Origin of the sequence: Actinoplanes nipponensis (assembly GCF_016862275.1) — a bacterium.
Lineage (GTDB): Bacteria > Actinomycetota > Actinomycetes > Mycobacteriales > Micromonosporaceae > Actinoplanes > Actinoplanes nipponensis.
Window position 1 is genome coordinate 98,280 of sequence record NZ_BOMQ01000053.1, and the last position, 19,479, is coordinate 117,758.

20 protein-coding genes are annotated in these 19,479 nt (G+C 73.5%); 14 read left to right on the top strand and 6 right to left on the bottom strand.

Annotated elements, in window-relative coordinates; translation table 11 throughout:
• Position 1: 1 nt before the first annotated feature.
• Positions 2 to 775: a hypothetical protein gene (locus Ani05nite_RS22025; RefSeq protein WP_203770936.1), complete on the bottom strand. Its 774-nt coding sequence runs from the start codon at positions 773 to 775 to the stop codon at positions 2 to 4.
• 77 nt (positions 776 to 852) lie between these two features.
• Positions 853 to 1,869: an ABC transporter substrate-binding protein gene (locus tag Ani05nite_RS22030; protein ID WP_203770938.1), complete on the bottom strand. Its 1,017-nt coding sequence runs from the start codon at positions 1,867 to 1,869 to the stop codon at positions 853 to 855.
• A gap of 111 nt (positions 1,870 to 1,980) precedes the next feature.
• Here Ani05nite_RS22030 and panD point away from each other — a divergent pair, with 111 nt between their 5' ends.
• Genes panD through Ani05nite_RS22045 form a run of 3 tightly spaced genes read left to right on the top strand, consistent with a single transcriptional unit; the run spans position 1,981 to position 3,542 of the window.
• Positions 1,981 to 2,400: an aspartate 1-decarboxylase gene (gene panD, locus Ani05nite_RS22035; RefSeq protein WP_203770940.1), complete on the top strand. Its 420-nt coding sequence runs from the start codon at positions 1,981 to 1,983 to the stop codon at positions 2,398 to 2,400.
• A 26-nt stretch (positions 2,401 to 2,426) separates the two neighbouring features.
• Positions 2,427 to 2,774 carry a hypothetical protein gene (locus Ani05nite_RS22040; protein WP_239130486.1) on the top strand — a complete coding sequence of 116 codons (348 nt, stop codon included), beginning with the start codon at positions 2,427 to 2,429 and terminating at the stop codon, positions 2,772 to 2,774.
• A 57-nt stretch (positions 2,775 to 2,831) separates the two neighbouring features.
• Positions 2,832 to 3,542 carry an SDR family NAD(P)-dependent oxidoreductase gene (locus Ani05nite_RS22045; protein WP_203770941.1) on the top strand — a complete coding sequence of 237 codons (711 nt, stop codon included), beginning with the start codon at positions 2,832 to 2,834 and terminating at the stop codon, positions 3,540 to 3,542.
• On the opposite strand, the gene Ani05nite_RS22050 is transcribed toward Ani05nite_RS22045, so the two are convergent.
• A complete protein-coding gene (locus Ani05nite_RS22050; protein ID WP_203770943.1) occupies positions 3,539 to 4,492 on the bottom strand; it encodes a methionyl-tRNA formyltransferase in 954 nt (317 codons plus the stop codon). The two genes, Ani05nite_RS22045 and Ani05nite_RS22050, sit on opposite strands and share 4 nt — an antisense overlap.
• A gap of 102 nt (positions 4,493 to 4,594) precedes the next feature.
• Here Ani05nite_RS22050 and Ani05nite_RS22055 point away from each other — a divergent pair, with 102 nt between their 5' ends.
• From Ani05nite_RS22055 to Ani05nite_RS22065, 3 genes are all read left to right on the top strand, one after another.
• A complete protein-coding gene (locus Ani05nite_RS22055; protein WP_203770945.1) occupies positions 4,595 to 5,896 on the top strand; it encodes a lysine N(6)-hydroxylase/L-ornithine N(5)-oxygenase family protein in 1,302 nt (433 codons plus the stop codon).
• Between the two features lie 45 nt (positions 5,897 to 5,941).
• Positions 5,942 to 6,748: a GNAT family N-acetyltransferase gene (locus Ani05nite_RS22060; protein WP_203770947.1), complete on the top strand. Its 807-nt coding sequence runs from the start codon at positions 5,942 to 5,944 to the stop codon at positions 6,746 to 6,748.
• Positions 6,749 to 6,919: 171 nt separating this feature from the next.
• Positions 6,920 to 7,384, top strand: coding sequence for a hypothetical protein (locus tag Ani05nite_RS22065; RefSeq protein WP_203770949.1), 465 nt, complete (start codon positions 6,920 to 6,922; stop codon positions 7,382 to 7,384).
• A gap of 87 nt (positions 7,385 to 7,471) precedes the next feature.
• Here Ani05nite_RS22065 and Ani05nite_RS22070 read toward each other — a convergent pair whose 3' ends face one another.
• Together Ani05nite_RS22070 and Ani05nite_RS22075 are read right to left on the bottom strand one after the other, a co-directional pair.
• The gene (locus Ani05nite_RS22070; protein WP_203770951.1) at positions 7,472 to 9,844 is read right to left on the bottom strand and encodes a beta-glucosidase family protein; all 2,373 of its coding nucleotides are present in this window, start codon (positions 9,842 to 9,844) and stop codon (positions 7,472 to 7,474) included.
• A 33-nt stretch (positions 9,845 to 9,877) separates the two neighbouring features.
• Entirely contained in the window at positions 9,878 to 10,639 is a 762-nt protein-coding gene (locus Ani05nite_RS22075; RefSeq protein ID WP_203770953.1) for an SDR family NAD(P)-dependent oxidoreductase, read from the bottom strand.
• Positions 10,640 to 10,662: 23 nt separating this feature from the next.
• On the opposite strand from Ani05nite_RS22075, the gene Ani05nite_RS22080 reads away from it, so the two are divergent.
• The 8 genes from Ani05nite_RS22080 (at position 10,663) to Ani05nite_RS22115 (ending at position 18,806) form a co-directional block, all read left to right on the top strand.
• Positions 10,663 to 11,010, top strand: coding sequence for an HIT domain-containing protein (locus Ani05nite_RS22080; RefSeq protein ID WP_203770955.1), 348 nt, complete (start codon positions 10,663 to 10,665; stop codon positions 11,008 to 11,010).
• A complete protein-coding gene (locus Ani05nite_RS22085; RefSeq protein ID WP_203770957.1) occupies positions 11,007 to 12,380 on the top strand; it encodes a serine hydrolase domain-containing protein in 1,374 nt (457 codons plus the stop codon). The genes Ani05nite_RS22080 and Ani05nite_RS22085 overlap by 4 nt, the downstream gene beginning before the upstream one ends.
• A gap of 160 nt (positions 12,381 to 12,540) precedes the next feature.
• Entirely contained in the window at positions 12,541 to 13,602 is a 1,062-nt protein-coding gene (locus tag Ani05nite_RS22090) for a PhoH family protein (RefSeq protein ID WP_203770959.1), read from the top strand.
• Positions 13,603 to 13,620: 18 nt separating this feature from the next.
• Positions 13,621 to 14,091 carry an rRNA maturation RNase YbeY gene (ybeY, locus tag Ani05nite_RS22095; RefSeq protein ID WP_203770961.1) on the top strand — a complete coding sequence of 157 codons (471 nt, stop codon included), beginning with the start codon at positions 13,621 to 13,623 and terminating at the stop codon, positions 14,089 to 14,091.
• 5 nt (positions 14,092 to 14,096) lie between these two features.
• Positions 14,097 to 15,464: a hemolysin family protein gene (locus tag Ani05nite_RS22100; RefSeq protein ID WP_203770963.1), complete on the top strand. Its 1,368-nt coding sequence runs from the start codon at positions 14,097 to 14,099 to the stop codon at positions 15,462 to 15,464.
• The gene (locus tag Ani05nite_RS22105; protein WP_203770965.1) at positions 15,457 to 15,840 is read left to right on the top strand and encodes a cytidine deaminase-like protein; all 384 of its coding nucleotides are present in this window, start codon (positions 15,457 to 15,459) and stop codon (positions 15,838 to 15,840) included. Before Ani05nite_RS22100 ends, Ani05nite_RS22105 begins: the two co-directional genes overlap by 8 nt.
• A 950-nt stretch (positions 15,841 to 16,790) precedes the next feature.
• Complete coding sequence (gene era, locus Ani05nite_RS22110) at positions 16,791 to 17,681, top strand: GTPase Era (protein ID WP_203771216.1); 891 nt, start codon at positions 16,791 to 16,793, stop codon at positions 17,679 to 17,681.
• Positions 17,682 to 17,756: 75 nt separating this feature from the next.
• Positions 17,757 to 18,806, top strand: a complete 1,050-nt coding sequence (locus Ani05nite_RS22115; RefSeq protein WP_203770967.1) for an acyltransferase family protein — start codon at positions 17,757 to 17,759, stop codon at positions 18,804 to 18,806.
• Positions 18,807 to 18,944: 138 nt separating this feature from the next.
• Here Ani05nite_RS22115 and Ani05nite_RS22120 read toward each other — a convergent pair whose 3' ends face one another.
• Positions 18,945 to 19,457: a hypothetical protein gene (locus Ani05nite_RS22120; RefSeq protein WP_203770968.1), complete on the bottom strand. Its 513-nt coding sequence runs from the start codon at positions 19,455 to 19,457 to the stop codon at positions 18,945 to 18,947.
• Between the last annotated feature and the right edge of the window lie 22 nt (positions 19,458 to 19,479).

The window sequence follows — 19,479 nt, forward strand, 5'->3', positions numbered from 1 at the left end:
CTCAGCGGACCACCGGCACCAGGTCCGCGCCGAGCAGGCCGCGCAGGCCCAGCACGGCCAGGCTGACCGCGAAGCCGGCGAGGATGCCGATGCCGATGCCGGCCCACCACCTGAGCCGGTTCTCCCGGCCGGGCGGGCCGAAGCGGGGCTCGGCCCGCGGCCGCCAGGGCCGTTCGCGGGCCAGCCACCAGAGCATGCCGAGGCCGAGCGGCACGCCGGAGACCAGCCAGAACCAGAACCACTTGGTGCCGGTGACCGGGTCGGGCGCGGAGACCAGGGCCCAGAGCACCAGCAGGGTGCCGGCGATGAGCAGGCCGACCTGCACGGTCTCGACCGGCGGGTCGGCCGGCCGGCGCGGCTCGTACGCCTGCAACTCCTGGTCGAGCCGGGTGGCCTCGGGGCGGGAGTACAGGGTGCCGTCCTCGGCGGGCGGCTCGCCGTCGACACTGTCGTTGTCGACCGTGGTGTAGTGCCGGCGCCCGTCGGTGGTGCGCCACAGCAGCATCGGCCCGGGGCCATCCTGCTGCTCCAGGCCGGAGGGGAAGGCGCTGACGGGGCCGGAGTCGTGCTCCCAGCCGTTGCCCCACTCGTAGTACGTCAGCCGGCCGGCGGCGATGTCGGCGCGGGCCTGCTCGACGGTCGCCTCGCGGGGGGCCGACCACCAGGTGAGGCACGCCCACGCGACCCAGCCGACGACCAGGGCCACCCGCAGCACCTGCCACCAGGAAATCGTCGGCCGGCCGCCGACCTCCTGCACCACCGCGTCACCCGTCACGGGCGTCATCGTCGCAGGCCACCACAACGAGGCGGCGGGGACGGCCGGTGACCGTCCCCGCCGCGGGCCGGCTCGGGTCAGGCGGCGTTCGACAGGTCGGTGACCGCCGTCGCCCGGTCGCCGTCGGTGGCGTTCTTCAGCTGCGGCACCAGCACCTCCAGCGCGTACAGCAACGCGTTCGGCCCGCTGTAGGCCAGCGCCCCACCCAGCGGCGTGGAGAACGACGTGTACAGGGTCCGGTCCTCGGTCGCCACCTTCAGCCGGCTGAACGCGGGGGAGGCCAGCATGTCCTTCCTGGTGGCGCCGTTGACGAAGAGCACGTCGCGGTCGAGCAGGTCCAGCCGTTCCTCGCTGACGTCCTCCGACTCGCTCTGGGCGGCGAAGCCGAGCGCGTCGAACAGCGCGCGGCGCGGGTCCTTGGCCGGGATCAGCCAGTGCTGGCCCTTCTCGGGGCCGAAGTCGACCACCAGCGTCTTGCCGGCGAACTGGGGGTTGGCCGTCTTGGCGGCCTCGACGGCGGCGTTCACCTTGGCCACCAGCGCCTGTGCCTCGGCCGGCTTGCCCAGCGCCTTGCCGGTGGTCAGCGTCTGCACGTCCCACGGCGTCTGCTCGTCGGCGTAGTCCGCGGACTGGATGACGGTCGGCGCGATCCGGGAGAGCTTGTCGTACGTCTCCTTGTTGATCGTCTCGTAGATGGCCAGGATCAGGTCCGGCTGCTGCTGGAGGATCGCCTCGAAGTTGATCTCGGCGGAGAACGTGGGCAGCGGCTTGCCGCCCAGCGCCTCCTTGACCCACGGGTACGTGGGGTATTCGGTGAACCATTCGCGGGTGCTCACCGGCACCACGCCGAGCGCCAGCACCGGGTCCTGGTCGTTCCAGCCGACGGTGACGACCCGCTCGGGCTGCTTCTCGATGGTGGTGGAGCCGAACTTGTGCGCGATGCTGACCGGGAAGGCCGCGGCGGCCGAGCCGGAGGCAGCCGGCGCGGCGGCACTGTCCTCATCGGAGGCGCACGCGGTGACGGTCGTGGCGGCGAGCAGGCCGGCGGCGACGGCGGTGAGGGCGCGTCGCCAGCCGCCCGGGCGGCGGTTCATCTATGGGACTCCTCGCTGAGGGGGCATGGGATCACTGCTAGGTTAGGTTAGGCTAACTTGGCTTCCGCGATGACCCCCGCGTGGGCCGCATCCACCCCAGGAGGACGACACATGCAGCGCACGCTGCTCGGTGGCAAGATCCACCGCGCCACCGTGACCCAGGCCGATCTGCACTACGTGGGCTCGATCACGATCGACAGGACGCTGATGGACGCCGCCGACCTGGTCGAGGGGGAGCAGGTCCACGTGGTCGACATCGACAACGGCGCGCGGCTGGTCACGTACGTCATCGCGGGGCCGGCCGGCTCCGGGGTGATCGGCATCAACGGCGCGGCCGCCCGCCTGGTCTCGGTCGGCGACCTGATCATCATCATGTCGTTCCAGCAGGTCGACGAGCGCGAGCGCGCCGACCACCGGCCGCGGGTGGCCCACGTCGACGCCCGGAACCGGCTGGTCGAGATCGGCTCGGACCCGTCGGCCCCGGTGCCGGGCGCGGACGACCAGGTCTCCGGCAAGGTGCTGGTCCCCTGAGGACGGCCCGGGCCGGTGGCGCCGCGATGGGCGCGCTGACGGTCTGCCGGGACTGCTGCTGCGGCGACACCGGCAAACACCCGGACACCGACCACGACGCGCAGCTGGCGGCGATCCGCGGCGCGGTCGGCGACCGCCACCGGGTACGGGTGAGCGAATGCCTGCGCGTCTGCGAACGGTCCAACGTGGTCGTGGTGCACCCGACCCCGGCCGCCCGCCGCGCCGGCGCCCGCCTGGTCCACCTGGGCGACGTGCTCGACGACTCCCTGGTCGCCGCGGTGGCCGCCTGGCTGGACGCGGGCGGCCCGGGCGTGGCCGCGCTGCCGGCGGCGCTGACCGAGCGCGTCTTCGATCCGGCCGACTACGCCGACTGAGCCGCCCGCTGCCCTAGGCTGCTGGTTGTGCCGGATGCCGTGGGTCGACGTGTGCTGGTGACGGGCGCCCGCCGGGGGATCGGCGCCGCGATCGCCGCCGACCTCGCCGCGCCCGGCTGGACGCTGCTGCTGCATCACCTGGACGCCGCCGACGAGGCCGGGGCCGTCGCCCGGCGGTGCCGGGAACGCGGCGCAGTGGCGGAGTTGCTCGACGCCGATCTCGCCGACCTGGCCGCCGTCGCCGATCTCGCCGACCGGGCCGGCCCGGTCGACATCCTCGTCAACAACGCCTCGCGCGCCTCGAACGTCGCCCTCGCCGAGCTGTCGCTGCCGGAGTGGCAGGAGACGTTCATGGTCAACGTCACCGCGCCGATGCTGCTGGCCCGGGCGCTGGGCGCCGGGATGGCCGCCCGCGGCTGGGGCCGGATCGTCAACGTCACCTCAGCCACCGTGGCGCTCGGCGGGCCGTCCGGGCCGTCGTACGTCGCCAGCAAGGCCGCCCTCGTCGGCCTGACCCGGTCGCTGGCCCGCAGCCTCGGCCCGGCCGGGGTCACGGTCAACGCGCTGTCACCCGGGGCGGTCCTGACCGAGCGGGAGGTGGAGATCCTCGGCCCCGAGCCGCACACCGGCCTGCTGGCCGCCCAGGCCGTGCCGCGCCGGCTGGTGCCGGAGGATCTGCTCGCCGCCGTGCGCTTCCTGATCGCCGACGGCGCGGGCGCGATGACCGGGCAGGTCGTCGAGGTCGGCGCGGGACTGGTGCTGGGCTAGCGGTCCGGGTGGCTGGTCAGGTAGCCGCCCATGGCCCGGAAGTACTCGTGCGCGGGCAGTTCCACGCCCTCGTCCGTGCGGACCGAGCGCACCAGCAGCGCCTTGCTCCGGCCGCGGCGGGCCTCGGCGCCGGCCACGATGGCCACGCCGTCGCCCTCGCGGAAGAAGATGCGGCCCGGCGTGCCGCCGTAGACCGCCTGCGAGACCGCGGCCGTGACGATCTCCAGCCGCCGTCCCCGGTGGAAGCAGAAGGCCTGCGGGTACGGCGCCGACTGCGCCCGGACCAGACGCTCCAGCTCCTCGGCCGACCAGCTGAAGTCGATCCGGATGTCCTCCTCCGACCGCTTGTGGAAGAAGCTCGCCCGCGAGCGGTCCTGCGGGACGAAGTCGCGCCGGCCGCTCCCGATCGCGGCCAGGCCGTCCACGGTGATCGGGCCGAACAGCTCCAGCGTGCGGTGGAACAGGTCCGTGGTGGTGTCGGCCGGGCCAACCGGGACGGCCCGCTGGAGCACGATCGGCCCCGCGTCCAGGGTCTCGTCCATCAGGTGCGCGGTGACCCCGACCTCGCGTTCGTCGTTGAGCAGGGCCCAGATCAAGGGCGAGAAACCCGCGTACGCCGGCAGCAGCGCGTCGTGCACGTTGAGCGTCCCGTACGGCGGCAGCGTGAAGACGCGTGGCGGGATCCAGGTACGCCAGTTGGTGGCCACTATGACATCCGGCGCGGCCTGCTTGAGGGCGTCGTACAGCTCCTCGTCGTCCGGCCGCTCCCGCAGCAGCACCGGCACGCCGTGCGCCTCGGCCAGCTCGGCCACCGAGTCCGACCACACCTTCTCGTACGCGCCCGCGCCGGCCGGATGGGTGACCACCATGACCACGTCGTGGGGCGAATCCAGCAGCGCCCGCAGGGTCCGGTGCCCCCAGGTCTGGAAGCCGAACATGACGACGCGCATGGATTTTCTCCCTCACTCGGCACGGCGGACGCCTCCGTGTTTGCTTAGGTTAGGCTAACCAAAATCCGGGGTCAGGTCGGCCCCGCCGTGGAGGGGACGGACATGTCTGAACCTGAACTCGATGTCGTGGGGATCGGCTTCGGCCCGTCCAACCTGGCCATGGCCATCGCCGTCTCGGAGCACAACGGCCGGCCGGGCGCGGGCGCCGGCGTCCGGGCCCGGTTCCTGGAGCGGCAGGCCACCTTCGGCTGGCACCGCGGCATGCTGCTCGACGACGCCACGATGCAGGTCTCGTTCCTCAAGGACCTGGTGACGCTGCGGAACCCGACGAGCGAGTTCAGCTTCCTGTGCTACCTGCACAGCCGGGGCCGGCTCATCGACTTCATCAACCACAAGAACCTGTTCCCGCTGCGGGTGGAGTTCCACGACTACTTCGCCTGGGCCGCGGCGCAGGTCGAGGACCAGGTCACCTACGACACCGAGGTGCTCTCGGTGACGCCGGTCGCCGGGCCCGACGGGGAGGTGGCCGCGGTGGACGTGCTGTCGCGCCACGGCGGGGAGCTCAGCACCCACCGGGCCCGCAACCTGGTGATCGGCACCGGCCTGCGCCCGCGCCTGCCCGAGGGCGTCACGGCCTCCGACCGGGTCTGGCACACCAGCGACCTGGTGCACAACATGGCCAAGCTGCGCGGCACCGAACCGCGCCGGATCGTGGTGGTGGGCGCCGGGCAGAGCGCGGCTGAGGCGGTCGCCACGCTGCACCGCGAGTTCCCCACCGCGGAGATCTGCGCGGTGTTCTCCCGGTACGGCTATTCGCCCGCCGACGACAGCAGTTTCGCCAACCGCATCTTCGATCCCGCGGCGGTCGACGACTTCTACGTGGCCCCGGAGGACGTGAAGCGGCAGCTGATGGACTACCACGCCAACACGAACTACTCCGTGGTGGACATGGACCTGATCGACGACCTGTACCGGCGGGCGTACCAGGAGAAGGTGCTCGGCCGGCAGCGGCTGCGGATGCTCAACGTGTCGCGGCTGACCGAGGTGACCGACGGCCCCGATCAGGTGGTGGCCGGCGTGCGGTCGCAGGTGACCGGGGAGACCGTACGGCTGGTGGCCGATGTGGTGGTCTGCGCGACCGGCTACCACCAGGCCGACCCGTACGCGATCCTCGGCGAGCTCGGCGCGCTGTGCCGCCGCGACGAGGGGGGCCGGCCGCGGGTGGAGCGCGACTACCGGGCGGCGACCGACCCCCGGCTGCGCGTGGGCATCTATCTGCAGGGCGGCACCGAGCACACCCACGGCATCACCTCGGCGCTGCTGTCGAACACGGCGATCCGGGTCGGCGAGATCCTCGCCTCGGTGGTGGCCCGCCGGGCCGCCCCCGCCCTGATCGCCGCCTGATCAAAACTATTCCGTCTTTTGCATTTCTATGCATAGGATCGTCGGATGGTGGATGTTCAGGTCCAGGTGGAGGCCGCGGCCGCGGCGGCGTGGCCGGCCGGGCGCACGGACACGGCGGCCGGGTGGCTGCTGCGGCACACGCCCGGCGTCCCCCGGCGCCGGTCCAACTCGGCGCTGCCGCCGGCCCCGGACCGGCATCCGGAACGGACGCTGGAGGCCGTCGAGGCCTTCTACACGGCGGCCGGTCTGCCGGTCGCGGTGCAGGTGAGCCCGGCCGGACGACACCGGGCGCTCGACGCGGCCCTGGCCGCCCGCGGATACCGGCGGGAAGCGCCCACCCTGGTGCTGGTCGCGCCGGTCGGTGAGGTCCTCGTCCGCACGGCTCCGGCGGCGGACCGGGGGCCGGGCGCGGCCGTCACGATCGGCGAGGCGGCCGACGAGGCATGGGCGTCCACCTATCGGTCGGTGCACGCCACCGTGGACACGTCGGCGGTGGTGGAACGGGTGCTGGCCCGCGTGCCGTCGCCGGCCGCGTTCGCCCGGGCCGAGGTGGCCGGAAGGGGAGTGGCGACCGGCCTCTTCGTGGCCGACGGGCAGTGGACCGGGGTCTTCTGCATGACCACGCATCCGGACCACCGGCGACGGGGAATCGCCCGCGCGATCCTCGGCGCCGGGGCGCGCTGGGCGGCCGCCCGCGGCTGCGCCGGGCTGTATCTCCAAGTCGAACAGGACAACGTTGCGGCCCGTGAGGTGTACGCCCGGTCAGGTTTCGCCCATTCGCACGACTACCACTATCGGGTTTCCGACTCGCCGGGCCGCAGACATAGCTCTGCGTCAACCTCTGCTCTCTGACTGTGGCAAATATGACTGTGCGTGACGGATCATGAGGGGTGGGGTAAGACTTACTTCCACAGTCGACTCGTCCGATTAGTCAGTTCGTGGCGTGATCATTGTCTTGCCGCTGGCCGGAGCGCACACTTTCGACCGCGCGTCCGCCCCCTCCCCTGGCGCGAAGGAACCCATATGACACAGCCCCGCCAGCCCCCACCTGCACCGCACGTCCGAAAGAGCAGCCCGATCCCCTGGGTGATCTTCGCCGTGCTGGTCGTCGTCGCCGGCATCGTGCTGGTGCCCAAGCTGTTCGGCAACGACAGCGCCGACGACGGACCGCAGCCCGTCGCCGCCGCGGAGCAGGATCCGCTGCTCGTCGCCGTGCAGAAGTGCGACCCCGGCAAGGACGGCACCAAGCTCTCCGACAGCAACCGCAAGCTCACCATCAAGGGCGCCGGCGTCAAGTCCCCGGACGGCCTCTCCGAGAGCGCGGTGACCTGTGTCTTCGACACCCTGCAGGTGCCCGGCGCGCTGGCCGACCGGATGTACGGCACCGTCGCAGCCGACGGCAAGCTCCAGGGCGACTGGCCCGGCTTCACGGCCGCCTGGACCAACGACCAGAACGAGGGGCTGACCGTCACGGTCACCCGCGACTGACCCGCCCGCGGCTGACCGCAGTCGGGGCGGCACCCGGCCCCGACGGGCCACGACCGGCCTCGGTCGTGGCCCGTTGCCGTGCTCGGCTCAGAGCGACAGGGTGGCGGTCAGGCGCGGGTCGTCCAGGGCGTGGGCCGCGGTCACCTCGTACGCGCCCGGGACCGACCGCCAGCCCTCGTCCCAGACCTGCCAGGTGCGCGCCGGCAGCGGGACGCGGACCGTCACGGTCTCGCCCGGGTGGGCCTCGACGGGGTGGAAGCCGGCCAGCCACTGCGCCGGCCGCTCGGGGACCCCCGCCGGCGGCTCGCCCCGCACCCCGGCGTACACCTGGACGACCTCGCGGCCGAACCGGGCGCCCGTGTTGGTCAGCGTCACCACCGCCTCGGTGGCCGCCACCGACAGCGTCTCGTACTGCCACGTCGTGTAGCCCAGGCCGTGGCCGAAGGCGTACAGCGGGGTGGCGCCCGCGCGCTGCCAGCCCCGGTAGCCGATGAACACGCCCTCGTCGTAGCCGACCCGGCCGTCGCGGGGGACCACGTGCAGCACCGGGCAGTCCTGCTCGCGGCGCGGCCACGTGGTCGGCAGGCGCCCGCCCGGTTCCGCGGCGCCGAGCAGCACGTCGGCCAGCGCCGCCCCGGCCTCCTGCCCGGGGAACCAGGTCAGCAGCACCGCCGCCACGTCGTCGGCCCAGGGCAGCAGCACCGGCGAGCCGGCGTTGACCACCACGACCGTGCGCGGGTTCGCCGCGGCCACCCGGGCCACCAGCTCGTCCTGCCGGCCCGGCAGCGCGAGCGACGTGCGGTCGAAGCCCTCCGACTCCACCTGCTCGGTCGTGCCCACCACGACCACCGCGACGTCGGAGGCGGCCGCGAGCGCCACCGCCTCGTCGATCATGCCGTCGGCGGACACGCCCGGGGCCAGGTGGCCCAGCGTCGCGCTGACCGTGTGCGCCAGGCCCGGCTGGATGCTCTGCCGCAGCACCACCTCGACCGGCTCGCCGGCCGTCAGCGGCACGGTCGCCCGCTGCTCGCGCGGGGAGAGCAGCAGGTCGGCGCGGGTCGCGCCGGGCGGGTGCAGGGTGCCGGCGTAGAGCTCCCGGTCGCCCACCCGCAGGTCGAACGTGCCGAAGCCGGAGACCGCGAACGTGTGCTCGCCGTCCTGCTCGGGCGTGAACGTGGTGCGCAGCTCCAGGCCGGTGACCACCGCCGGGTCCAGCCCGCCGGGCAGGTCGCCGATCCAGCGCACGGCGGCCGTGTCCACCTCGAACCGGTGCCCCGCGCCCAGCAGCTCGATCGACGCCGGCTGCGGCAGGGCGGGCAGGAACGGGCGTGGGTCGGCGCCGACCGCGTGGCCCACGTCCACCCCGGGCAGGGCCCGGCGCAGGCCGTCCAGCGGGGAGATCACGTGCGGCGGGACCACCTGGGCGCTGCCGCCGCCGAGCACCCGGGCGTCGGTGGCCAGCGCCCCGATCACGGCGACCCGGGTCAGCGTCGCCGCCTCCAGCGGCAACGTGAAGCCCTCGTTGCGGGCGAGCACGAAGGACCGGGCCGCGACCTCGTGGGCCACGGCGTCGCCGTCCAGGTCCGCCGGGGGAGTCGTCACCGCCGGGGGTACGCCGTCGAGCACCCCGACCCGGCCGGCCAGCCGCAGCACCCGGCGTACCTTGTCGTCGATCAGCTCCTCCGCCACCTGGCCGGCGCGGACCGCCGCGACCAGCTTGGCGCCCCACGGGTTCTCCATCGCCGGCATGGCGATGTCGAGCCCGCCCAGGGCGGCCGGCACGGTCTCCCGGGCCGCGCGCCAGTCCGAGACGACGATGCCGTCGAAGCCCCACTCGTCCTTGAGCACGTCCGACTGCAGCCGCCCGTTGGCGGCCATCGGCAGGCCGTTGACGGCGTTGTAGGCGCTCATCACGCCCCAGCCGCCGGCCCGCACCACCCGCTCGAACGGCGCCAGGTACAGCTCGCGCAGGGCCCGCTCGCCGATCCGCACGTCGACGGTCATCCGGTCGGTCTCGAAGTCGTTGCCCACCAGGTGCTTCACCGTCGTGCCCACGCCGTGCTCCTGCACCCCGGCCACGAAGCCGACCGCGATCTCGCCGCTGAGCAGCGGATCCTCCGAGTAGCACTCGAAGTGCCGCCCGCCCAGCGGGGTGCGTTGCAGGTTGACCGTGGGGCCGAGCAGCAGGTGCACGCCCTTGCGCCGCGACTCCTGCCCGAGCAGGCGCCCGGCCCGCCGGGCCAGGCCCGGGTCCCAGGTGGCGGCCAGCGCGGTCGGGCTGGGCAGGGCGATCGACGGGTCGTCGGGGGCCCAGCCGGTGCCGCGTACGCCGATCGGCCCGTCGGACATCACCAGCGAGCGCAGCCCGATCTCCTCGATCGCGGGCAAGGACCAGAAGTCCTGGCCGCCCAGCAGCGACACCTTCTGCTCGAGGGTCAGCCGGGCCAGCAGGTCATCCATGGAAGCGCTCCCATCACGTCGGATGCCAAGATCCTACGTGCGCAGGTAAGACGCCCCGTTGAGGTCGATGATCGTCCCCGAGGCCCACTCCGCCTCGGCCGACGCCAGCCAGTGCACCGCGCTCGCGATCTCCTCCGGCCGCGCCACCCGCCCGAACGGGCTCTGCGCCCGGATCGCGTCGCCCCGCTCGGCCTTGAGGTGCTCGTTGGTCATGTCGGTGGCCACGAAACCCGGCGCGACGCAGGCCACCGCGATCCCGTACGGCGCCAGGGCCACGGCCAGCGACTGGGCCATCGCGTTCAGGGCCGCCTTGCTCGCGCCGTACGCCGGCTGCTCCGGCTCGCCCCGGAACGCCCCGCGCGACGACACGTTGACGATCCGGCCCCCGCGCTCGCGCATGTGCTGCGCCGCCGCCCAGGCCGCGTTCGCCGCCCCGAACAGGTTCACCGCGAACGTGTCCCGCCACATCGCCTGCCACCGGTCGTAGTCGGTGCCGAAGACCGGGTGCGGCGGATCCGTGGGCCCGAACGCGCCGGCGTTGTTGACCAGCACGTCCAGCCCGCCGAGCCGGTGCGCCGCGTCGTCGACCATGGCCCGTACCGCCGCCGCGTCGGCCAGATCGGCCCGCACCACGACGTGGCCGCGGCCCGGCAGCGCGGCCACCAGCTCCTCGGCCAGCGCGGCCGAATCGCGGTGATGCACCGCCACCCGGTCGCCCGCGGCCGCGAAGCGGGCCGCCACCGCCCGGCCGATGCCGCGGGAGGAACCGGTCACGAGGATCGCACGTCCTGACATGACCTCACTCTAGGATCTTCGGGGTGGACAACGACTGCCTGTTCTGCCGCATCGTCGCCGGGGAGATCCCCGCGACCGTCGTGCACGAGACCGCCACCACGCTGGCCTTCCGCGACATCGACCCGAAGGCCCCGGTGCACGTCCTGGTGATCCCCAAGGCCCACCACCGCGACGTGCTCGCCCTCGCCGGCGACCCGGCCGCGGCCGCCGACCTGCTGGCCGCCTCGGCCGCCGTGGCCCAGGCCGAGGGGCTCACCGGCGACGGCTTCCGGCTGATCTTCAACACCGGCGGCCACGGCGGCCAGGAGGTCTTCCACGTGCACGCGCACGTCGTCGGCGGCCGCGCGCTGGGACCGATGGTGTCGCGGTGACCCCGCAGCAGCGCCTGGAGCGCGCCGTCCGCAAGGTGCAGGCCGAGGCCCGGGTGCCGGCCCTGTCCGTCGCGCTGCACCGGGCCGACCGCGGCCTCTGGACCTGCACCGTCGGCAGCTCCGGCGACCCCGGCCGCCCCCTGGACGCCGGCAGCCGCTTCCGGATCGGCTCGGTCACCAAGACCTTCACCGCCGTGCTGGTCATGCAGGCCCGCGACGACGGCCTGCTCGACCTCGACGACCCGGTCTCGGCCCACCTCGACGTGCCCGCCCACGGCGGCGCCACCATCCGCCGGCTGCTCTCGCACACCGCCGGCTACCAGCGCGAACCGCACGGCGACCTGTGGGACGTGCTGGTCGCGCCGGACGACGCCGCCCTGCTGGCCGACCTCGCCCGGGCCGAGCGGGTGCTGCCCAACAACCGCCGCTACCACTACTCCAACCTGGGCCTGGCCGTGCTCGGCCAGCTCGTGGCCCGGCTCCGCGGCGGCACCTGGGCGCAGGTGCTGCACGAACGGATCCTCGAACCGCTCGGGCTCACCGCGACGACCGTGCCCCCGCCCGCCGAGGCCGTCGTCGGCTACCTGGTCGACGCGTACTCCGACGCCGCCCGGCCCGAACCGCAGCTCGACATGGGCGGCGCCGGACCCGCCGCCCAGCTCTGGAGCACCGCCGCCGACATGGCCCGCTGGGCGGCCTTCCTGGCCGCCCCCCGGATGGTCGACCCGGGTGGGCTGGTGCTCGCCCCCGAGACCCTCGACGAGATGCGCTGGCCGCAGACCACCACCGACGAGACCCTCTGGTCGGGCGGCTTCGGCCTCGGCCTCATCCTCGCCCCGCAGGGCCGCCGCGTCATGCACGTCGGGCACGACGGCGCGATGCCCGGCTTCCTCGCCGGGGTCTACGGCCGGCGCGGCGGCGAGGGCAACCCCGGCGCCCTGGGCGCGGCGGTGCTCGCCTCCTCCGGCACGGCCACCGAGATCAACGACCTGGTGCACGAGCTGCTCGCCCTGGCCGTCGAGGCCGACCCCGCCGGCATCACACCCTGGAAGCCCGGACGGGCCGCCCCGCCGGCGTACCAGTCGGTGCTCGGCCCCTGGTGGAGCGAGGGCTTCGCGCACGTCTTCAGCTGGCACGACGGCGCCCTGCAGTCCCGCGGGGCCGACGCGCCGGCCGACCGGCCGCCCTCGGTCTTCCGCCCGCTGCCCGACCAGCCGGACGTGCTGCGCACGGTCTCCGGCCGCGAAGCCGGCGAACTGCTCCGGCTGACCCGCGACGACGACGGCCGGGTGGTCCGGATGCACTGGGCCACCTACCGCTTCACCCGGACCCAGGAGACCTTCGACGGCGTGCCGGTCTCGCAGGGCTGACCCGCCGGGCGCCGGGCGGCGGACCCGCCGATAATGGCATCGGCGCGGCTGCCGCCGACCGGATACGATGGCACGATCCTTACCTGGGCCGCCGACGAGGCCCGGCCGCTCCCCCCGGGACGAGAACGAGAGCAGGTGGCTGAGGCCTCACGGCCGCCCTATGACCGGCACCGATCCCAGCAACGCCGCCGCTCGGGCGCAGACCAGGATCTCGGTCTCCGACCCGAAGATCATGGTGAATCTGCTCGGCGCCAAGGACGAGATCCTGCGGCACATCGAGCGCACCCTCACCAGCGACGTGCACGTCCGTGGCAACGAGATCACCATCACCGGGGTGCCCGCCGACAACGCCACCGCGGAGCGCCTCTTCTCGGAGCTCATCGAGCTGATCGAGAAGGGCGAGACGCTCTCCGTCGACGCGGTCCGCCGCACCGTCGCGATGCTCGAGCAGAACACCGCCGAGCGCCCCGCCGAGGTGCTGACGATCAACATCCTCTCCCGGCGCGGCAAGACCATCCGTCCCAAGACGCTCGGGCAGAAGCGCTACGTCGACGCCATCGACGAGAACACGATCGTCTTCGGCATCGGCCCGGCCGGCACCGGCAAGACCTACCTGGCCATGGCCAAGGCCGTGCAGGCGTTGACCTCCAAGCAGGTCAACCGGATCATCCTGACCCGCCCGGCGGTCGAGGCGGGCGAGCGCCTGGGCTTCCTGCCGGGCACGCTCAACGAGAAGATCGACCCGTACCTGCGGCCGCTGTACGACGCGCTGCACGACATGCTCGACCCGGAGTCGATCCCGCGGCTGATGGCGGCGGGCACGATCGAGGTCGCGCCGCTGGCCTACATGCGGGGCCGTACCTTGAACGACGCGTTCATCATTCTGGACGAGGCGCAGAACACCACGCCCGAGCAGATGAAGATGTTCCTGACCCGGCTCGGCTTCGGCGCCAAGATCGTGGTCACCGGCGACGTCACCCAGGTCGACCTGCCCGGCGGCACGACCAGCGGCCTGCGTATCGTCCGGGAGATCCTGCAGGGCGTCGAGGACGTGCACTTCTCCGAGCTCACCAGCTCCGACGTGGTCCGGCACCGGCTGGTCGCCGAGATCGTCGACGCGTACGCCCGGTACGACGCCGACCAGGAGCAGCAGGCCACGCAGTCCGTCCATGCCGTGCCGGGCCGGGCCGCCAGTGGTGGCCGCCCGAACCGCCGGCGCTGATAAGGGGTCAGTCACTACATGTCCATCGAGATCGCCAACGAGTCCGGAGTCGAGGTCGACACCGACGCGATCCTGGCGGTGGCCCGGCACGCGCTCGAGGAGATGGGGGTCAACCCCCTCGCCGAGCTCTCGATCCTGCTGGTCGACATCGACTACATGACCGAGCTGAACCATCGCTGGATGGGCAGCGAGGGCCCCACCGACGTGCTCGCCTTCCCCATGGACGAGGGCAGCGTCGACCACGGCCCGGGCGAGGCCGGCACCGGTGAGCCGGCGCTGCTCGGCGACATCGTGCTGGCCCCCGAGGTGGCGGCGAAGCAGGCGGCGGCGGCCGGGCACACCCCGGCCGACGAGTTGCACCTGCTCACCGTGCACGGGGTGCTGCACCTGCTCGGCTACGACCATGCCGAGCCCGAGGAGGAGCGCGAGATGTTCGCGCTCCAGGCCCGGCTCCTGCAGAGCTGGCGCGCCGGACGGCGGGCCGGCTGATCCCCGTGGAGCCGTCGTTGTTCGCGGCCGGGCCGGCCAGTGGCCTGCCCGACGTCCAGCTGGTGATCTACGCCGCGGTCCTGGTCTTCCTGGCCGGGCTCGCGTCGATGACCGATGCGGCGCTGGCCGCGGTCTCCTCGGCGCGCGCCGCGGAGATGGCCCGGGAGGGTCAGCGCGGCGCGGCCGCCCTGGAGGCCGTCGCGGGCGACGTGGTCCGTCATCTCAATCTGCTGCTGTTGCTGCGGCTGCTCTGCGAGCTGACCGCGACCACGCTGGTCGCGCTGGTCGCGGTGGACAGCTGGGGGGTCGGCTGGCGCGCGGCGCTGGTCACGGCCGGGGCGATGACGCTGGTCAGCTTCGTGGTCGTCGGGGTCGCGCCGCGCACGGTGGGGCGCCAGCACGCGTACGCGGTGGGCAAGGCCGCCGCGCCGCTGGTGCGCTGGCTGGGCCGGGTGCTCAACCCGCTGGCCTCGCTGCTGATCCTCATCGGCAACGCGGTGACGCCCGGCAAGGGCTTCCCGGAGGGTCCGTTCGGCAGCCAGGTGGAGCTGCGCGAGCTGGTCGACCTGGCCGAGCAGCGCGGCGTCGTGGAGCACGGCGAACGCGAGATGATCCACTCCGTCTTCGCGCTGGGTGACACCATCGCCCGCGAGGTGATGGTGCCGCGCACCGAGATGGTGTGGATAGAGGCTCCCAAGACGCTGCAGCAGGCGCTCTTCCTCTTCCTGCGGTCCGGCTTCTCCCGCATCCCTGTGATCGGCGAGAGCGTGGACGACGTGCTCGGGGTGCTCTACCTCAAGGACGTCGTGCGCAGCACCCAGAACGGCGACCCGGCGGCGGCGTCCATGCCGGTCGCCGAGCTCATGCGCAGCGCCACCTTCGTGCCCGAGTCCAAGCCGGTCGACGACCTGCTGTCGGAGATGCAGGCGGCGCGCACCCACCTGGTGATCGTCGTCGACGAGTACGGCGGCACGGCCGGCCTGGTCACCATCGAGGACATCCTCGAGGAGATCGTCGGCGAGATCACCGACGAGTACGACGTCGAGCGCCCGCCCGTGGACCACCTGGAGGACGGGGCGGTGCGGGTCACCGCGCGGCTGCCGATCGAGGACCTGGGTGAGCTGTTCGGCGTCGAGCTGCCGGCCGACGAGGTCGAGACCGTCGGCGGCCTGCTGGCCCAGACGCTGGGCCGGGTGCCGATCCCGGGCGCGTCGGCCGACGTGGGCGGGCTGCACCTGATCGCGGAGGGCACGACCGGCCGCCGCAACCGGATCGACTCGGTGCTGGTGCGCCGGGTCGAGCCGGCCTCGGCGGACGCCGAGGACACCGAGAACGTTCCCGAGACCGAGGAAAGACAGCACGCTGATGCCTGACCAGACCAGTCCCGCCGGATCCACCGTCCCCACCGCCGAGGGCGAGTTGACCGCCGAGGACGCCAAGCTGGTCACGCTGGCCCGCGGCGCGCGCGCCCGGGTGGGCGCGGCCGAGGGAGCGGCGGTCCGCGACCAGGACGGCCGCACGTACGCGGCGGCGACCGTGGCGCTGCCCAGCCTGTCCCTGACCGCCCTACAGCTCGCGGTGGCGTCCGCCGCGGCGGCGGGCGCGACGAGGCTCGAGGCGGCGGCGGTGGTGACGGAGGCGCCCTCGCTCGACCCCGAGGGGCACCGGGCGGTGCGCGACCTGGCGGCGGACGCCCCGGTGCACGTGGCCTCGCCGGCCGGTGCGCTCGTGGGCACGGTGACGGCGTGACGGCTGGCGCGGAGGGCGAGGGCCGGGCGAAGGCGTCCCGCTCCGGCGGCCCGGCAGGTGCTCGTGGTGGCGCGGGCCGATCCGCGGCCTCCGGCGGTGCTCGGGGGAATGGGAGTGGCAGTGCCGGGCGCTCGGCGGTCGGTGGCGACGGTGTCCGCGGGAGTGCGGGGCGCTCGGCGGTGGGCGGCGACGGTGTCCGCGGGAGTGCCGGGCGCTCGGCGGCCGGTGGCGACGGTGTCCGCGGGGGCGCGGGGCGTTCCTCGGGCGGGACGGGTGCCGGCGCCGGTCGGGCGGCGCTGCCGCGGCGGTCGGATGCCGTCAGCGAGACCGGTGAGTTGCGGCCCGAGCGGGCCAAGCCCAAGTGGAGTCCCCGGGTCGGCCGGCCGCCGGCGGCGGGCGGGGCCGGGCGGGCCAAGGGCGGGGACGCCGGGCGTTCCCCGGCGGCCGGCGCCGGTGGCGAGCGGCGGGCAGCGGCCGGTGGCGAGCGGCGGGCAGCGGCCGGTCGCGGTGGCGGGTCGGCTGCCGGGTCCGTGGGTGCCGGTGGCGCCGGGCAGTCCGCTGCGGCCGGTGCGGGGGCGGAGCGGCGGCTGACCGCGGGGGAGCGCAACGAGCTGCGACGGCAGGAGCGGCGGGCGGCCCGGCGGGAGCAGGGCGGCGCGGCGTCCGGCGGCAAGCGGGGCCTCGGCGCGCCGAAGGCGGGCGAGATGGTAGGCGGGAGCACGGCACCGCCGGCGAAGTCGGCGACGGAGCGGAAGCCCAGAACGAAGGCTGCGGCCTCCAGGGCCGCCGTAACGAAGGACGCTCCGGTGACCGTGGTCGGGGAGGCGGCGGGAGTCGTCGGTACTGACGGCCCGGAGGGCGACGTGAGCCCGGGGCCACGGGTTTCCGGCGGGGCGGGGGAGGCGCGTACCGGAAGAAAGAAGCACCGGCACAAGGCCGCCAGCCGGGAGATCAAGACCGAGGACGTCTACCGTGCCGGTTTTGCGTGTTTTGTCGGAAGGCCGAATGCCGGCAAATCGACCCTGACCAATGCGATCATCGGTCAGAAGATCGCCATCACGTCGAGCAAGCCGCAGACCACCCGGCACATCATCCGCGGCATTCTGCACCAGGAGAACGCCCAGCTCGTGCTGGTCGACACCCCCGGCCTGCACCGGCCCCGCACGCTGCTCGGCGAGCGCCTCAACGACCTGGTCCGGGAGACCTGGAGCGAGGTCGACGTGATCGGCATCTGCTTCCCGGCGGACGAGCCGGTCGGCGCGGGTGACCGGTTCATCTCGGCCGAGATGGCCGAGCTGAAGGCCACCGTCATCGCCGTGGTCACCAAGGTCGACCTGGTCGACCCGGCGACGCTGGCGCAGCGGCTGCTGGACGTCAGCAAGCTCTACGAATTCGCCGACATCGTGCCGGTCAGCTCCGTGTCCGGCCACCAGGTGGACACCCTGGTCGACGTGATCGTCAAGCACCTGCCCGAGTCCCCGCCGCTGTACCCGGACGACGTGCTGACCGAGGAGCCCGAGCAGGTGCTCATCGGCGAGCTGATCCGCGAGGCCGCGCTGGAGGGCGTCCGCGACGAGCTGCCGCACTCGATCGCCGTGCTGGTGGAGGAGATGGTGGTCGAGGGGCGGTCCACCAAGATCTACGCGAATCTGTACGTGGAGCGGGACAGCCAGAAGTCGATCGTGATCGGGACCAAGGGCGCCCGGCTCAAGGATGTCGGCACCAAGGCCCGGGCCGAGATCGAACAGTTGCTGGGCCGCAAGATCTATTTGGATTTGCACGTGCGTATCGCCAAGGAATGGCAGCGCGACCCCAAGCAACTCCGTCGATTGGGCTTTTAAAGAGGTTTGTGGGGCATCTCACGGATGCCGGTTTCGGTTTGCTTTGTGGGCTTTGTTTCGATAGCCATGGAAGCTATGCGGAATCGGTACCTGGACCTGTTGCGTGCCATCGCCATCGTCCGGGTGGTCGTCTACCACAGCACCGGCTGGGTCGCGCTGACCATCGCCTTTCCCGCCATGTCGGTGATGTTCGCGCTGGCCGGCTCGCTGATGGCGGCCTCGCTGGACAGGTCCGGGCCGATGGCCGTGGAGCGCCGGCTGCGCCGCCTGCTGCCGTCGCTGTGGGCGATGTCCGCGATCGCCGTGCCCGCGATGCTGCTCACCGGCCTCGCCTGGGACTGGAAGATCCTGTACTGGGCCTTCCCGGTGCAGGATCCGCCGGCCAACGGCTGGGGCTCGATGGCCCTGAGCGCCACCTGGTACCTGCGGGACTTCCTGTGGTTCGTGCTGCTCTCGCCGCTCGCCCTGCCGGTCTTCCGCCGCTTGCCGAGACTGGCGATCGCGACGCCGTACGCGGCACTGGTGGTCATCACCCTGTTCGGCCTCACGCCGCACGCCATCGTGCGGGACATGGCCCTCTACGGCGGCGCGTGGCTGCTCGGCTTCGCCCACCACGACGGGATGCTGCGCCGGCTCACCCGGCGCCGGCTGGCCGGCTGGGCCGCCGGGCTGGCGACGCTGGGCGCGGCCTGGGTGCTCACCCACCCCGGAGCGCGGGGGTACGACCTCAACGACATCCCGCTCGGCAACGCGCTCTGGTCGGCCGCGTTCATCCTGGTCGCGCTCGGCCTGGCCCCGGCCGTGTCGACGACCCGCCCCTCCCGCCTGGTCACCGTCCTGAACGCCCGGGCGCTGACCATCTACCTCTGGCACGTGCCGATCATCGTGGCCGTCACCCGGATCGGGGAGGCGCACGGCCTGCCGGTCCGCGGCGCGGCCGGGATCGGGTGGCGGTTCGGAGTGATCGTCGCGCTGGTGGCGGTCGCCGTCGCGCTCTTCGGCTGGGTCGAGGACTTCGCCGCCGGCCGCCGGCCCGCGCTGGTGCCCGGGGCGCGCCGACGCCGGCCGGTCGCCGCGCCGGTGTCCCCCGCCGTCGGACAGATTGCTGAGACCGTGCACACCTGACCATGACCGCCGCGCACGGTCGCCGGACGTAGTGCATCTCGGCCTTGGCGACACCTGTCCTTCGACCCGCCGAGGGCCTCGATCGGCGTGGTCGCGGCCCGGCCCGCGCTGGGCCGGGCCACGCCTGAGCCGCTCCGGTCAGCTCTCGCAGCCCCCGCGGCCGTGCGCGCGGAAGTACTTGGTGACCTCCGCCGGCACGCCCTTGCAGAAGCCGCCGCTGCCACCGACGAACGTGTGCCAGGCGCCGCCGGCGTAGCGGAAGGTCTGCACCTCGGTGTCGGCGCCAGGGTCGGCGGCGCGCCGGGTCGAGATCGCGAAGTTCCGGTAACACGTGATCTCGGTCAGTTCCTGCTCGCCCCAGCCGGGGTGTTCCTTCTTGACGGCCGCCAGCAGGGTCGCCGCGCTCACCGGGCAGTTCGCCGCCGCGCCCCCGCCCGGTGCCGGCTGGCCGGACGTCTTCCCCCCGGCGGGCGCGGACGAGGTGGCGCTGACCCCCGGCGCCGCGGTTGTGGTGGCGCTGACGGCCGGCGCCGCCGACGGCGGGGCGACCGGCGCCTTGGCCGCGGTGTCGCCGGCGCCGCTTTCGCAGGCGGCCAGGCCCGCGAGCAGGAGAGCACCCAGGGCAAGGAACGGACCAGAACGTGTGAACATCGGCAATCTCCCCCGTGCGTTT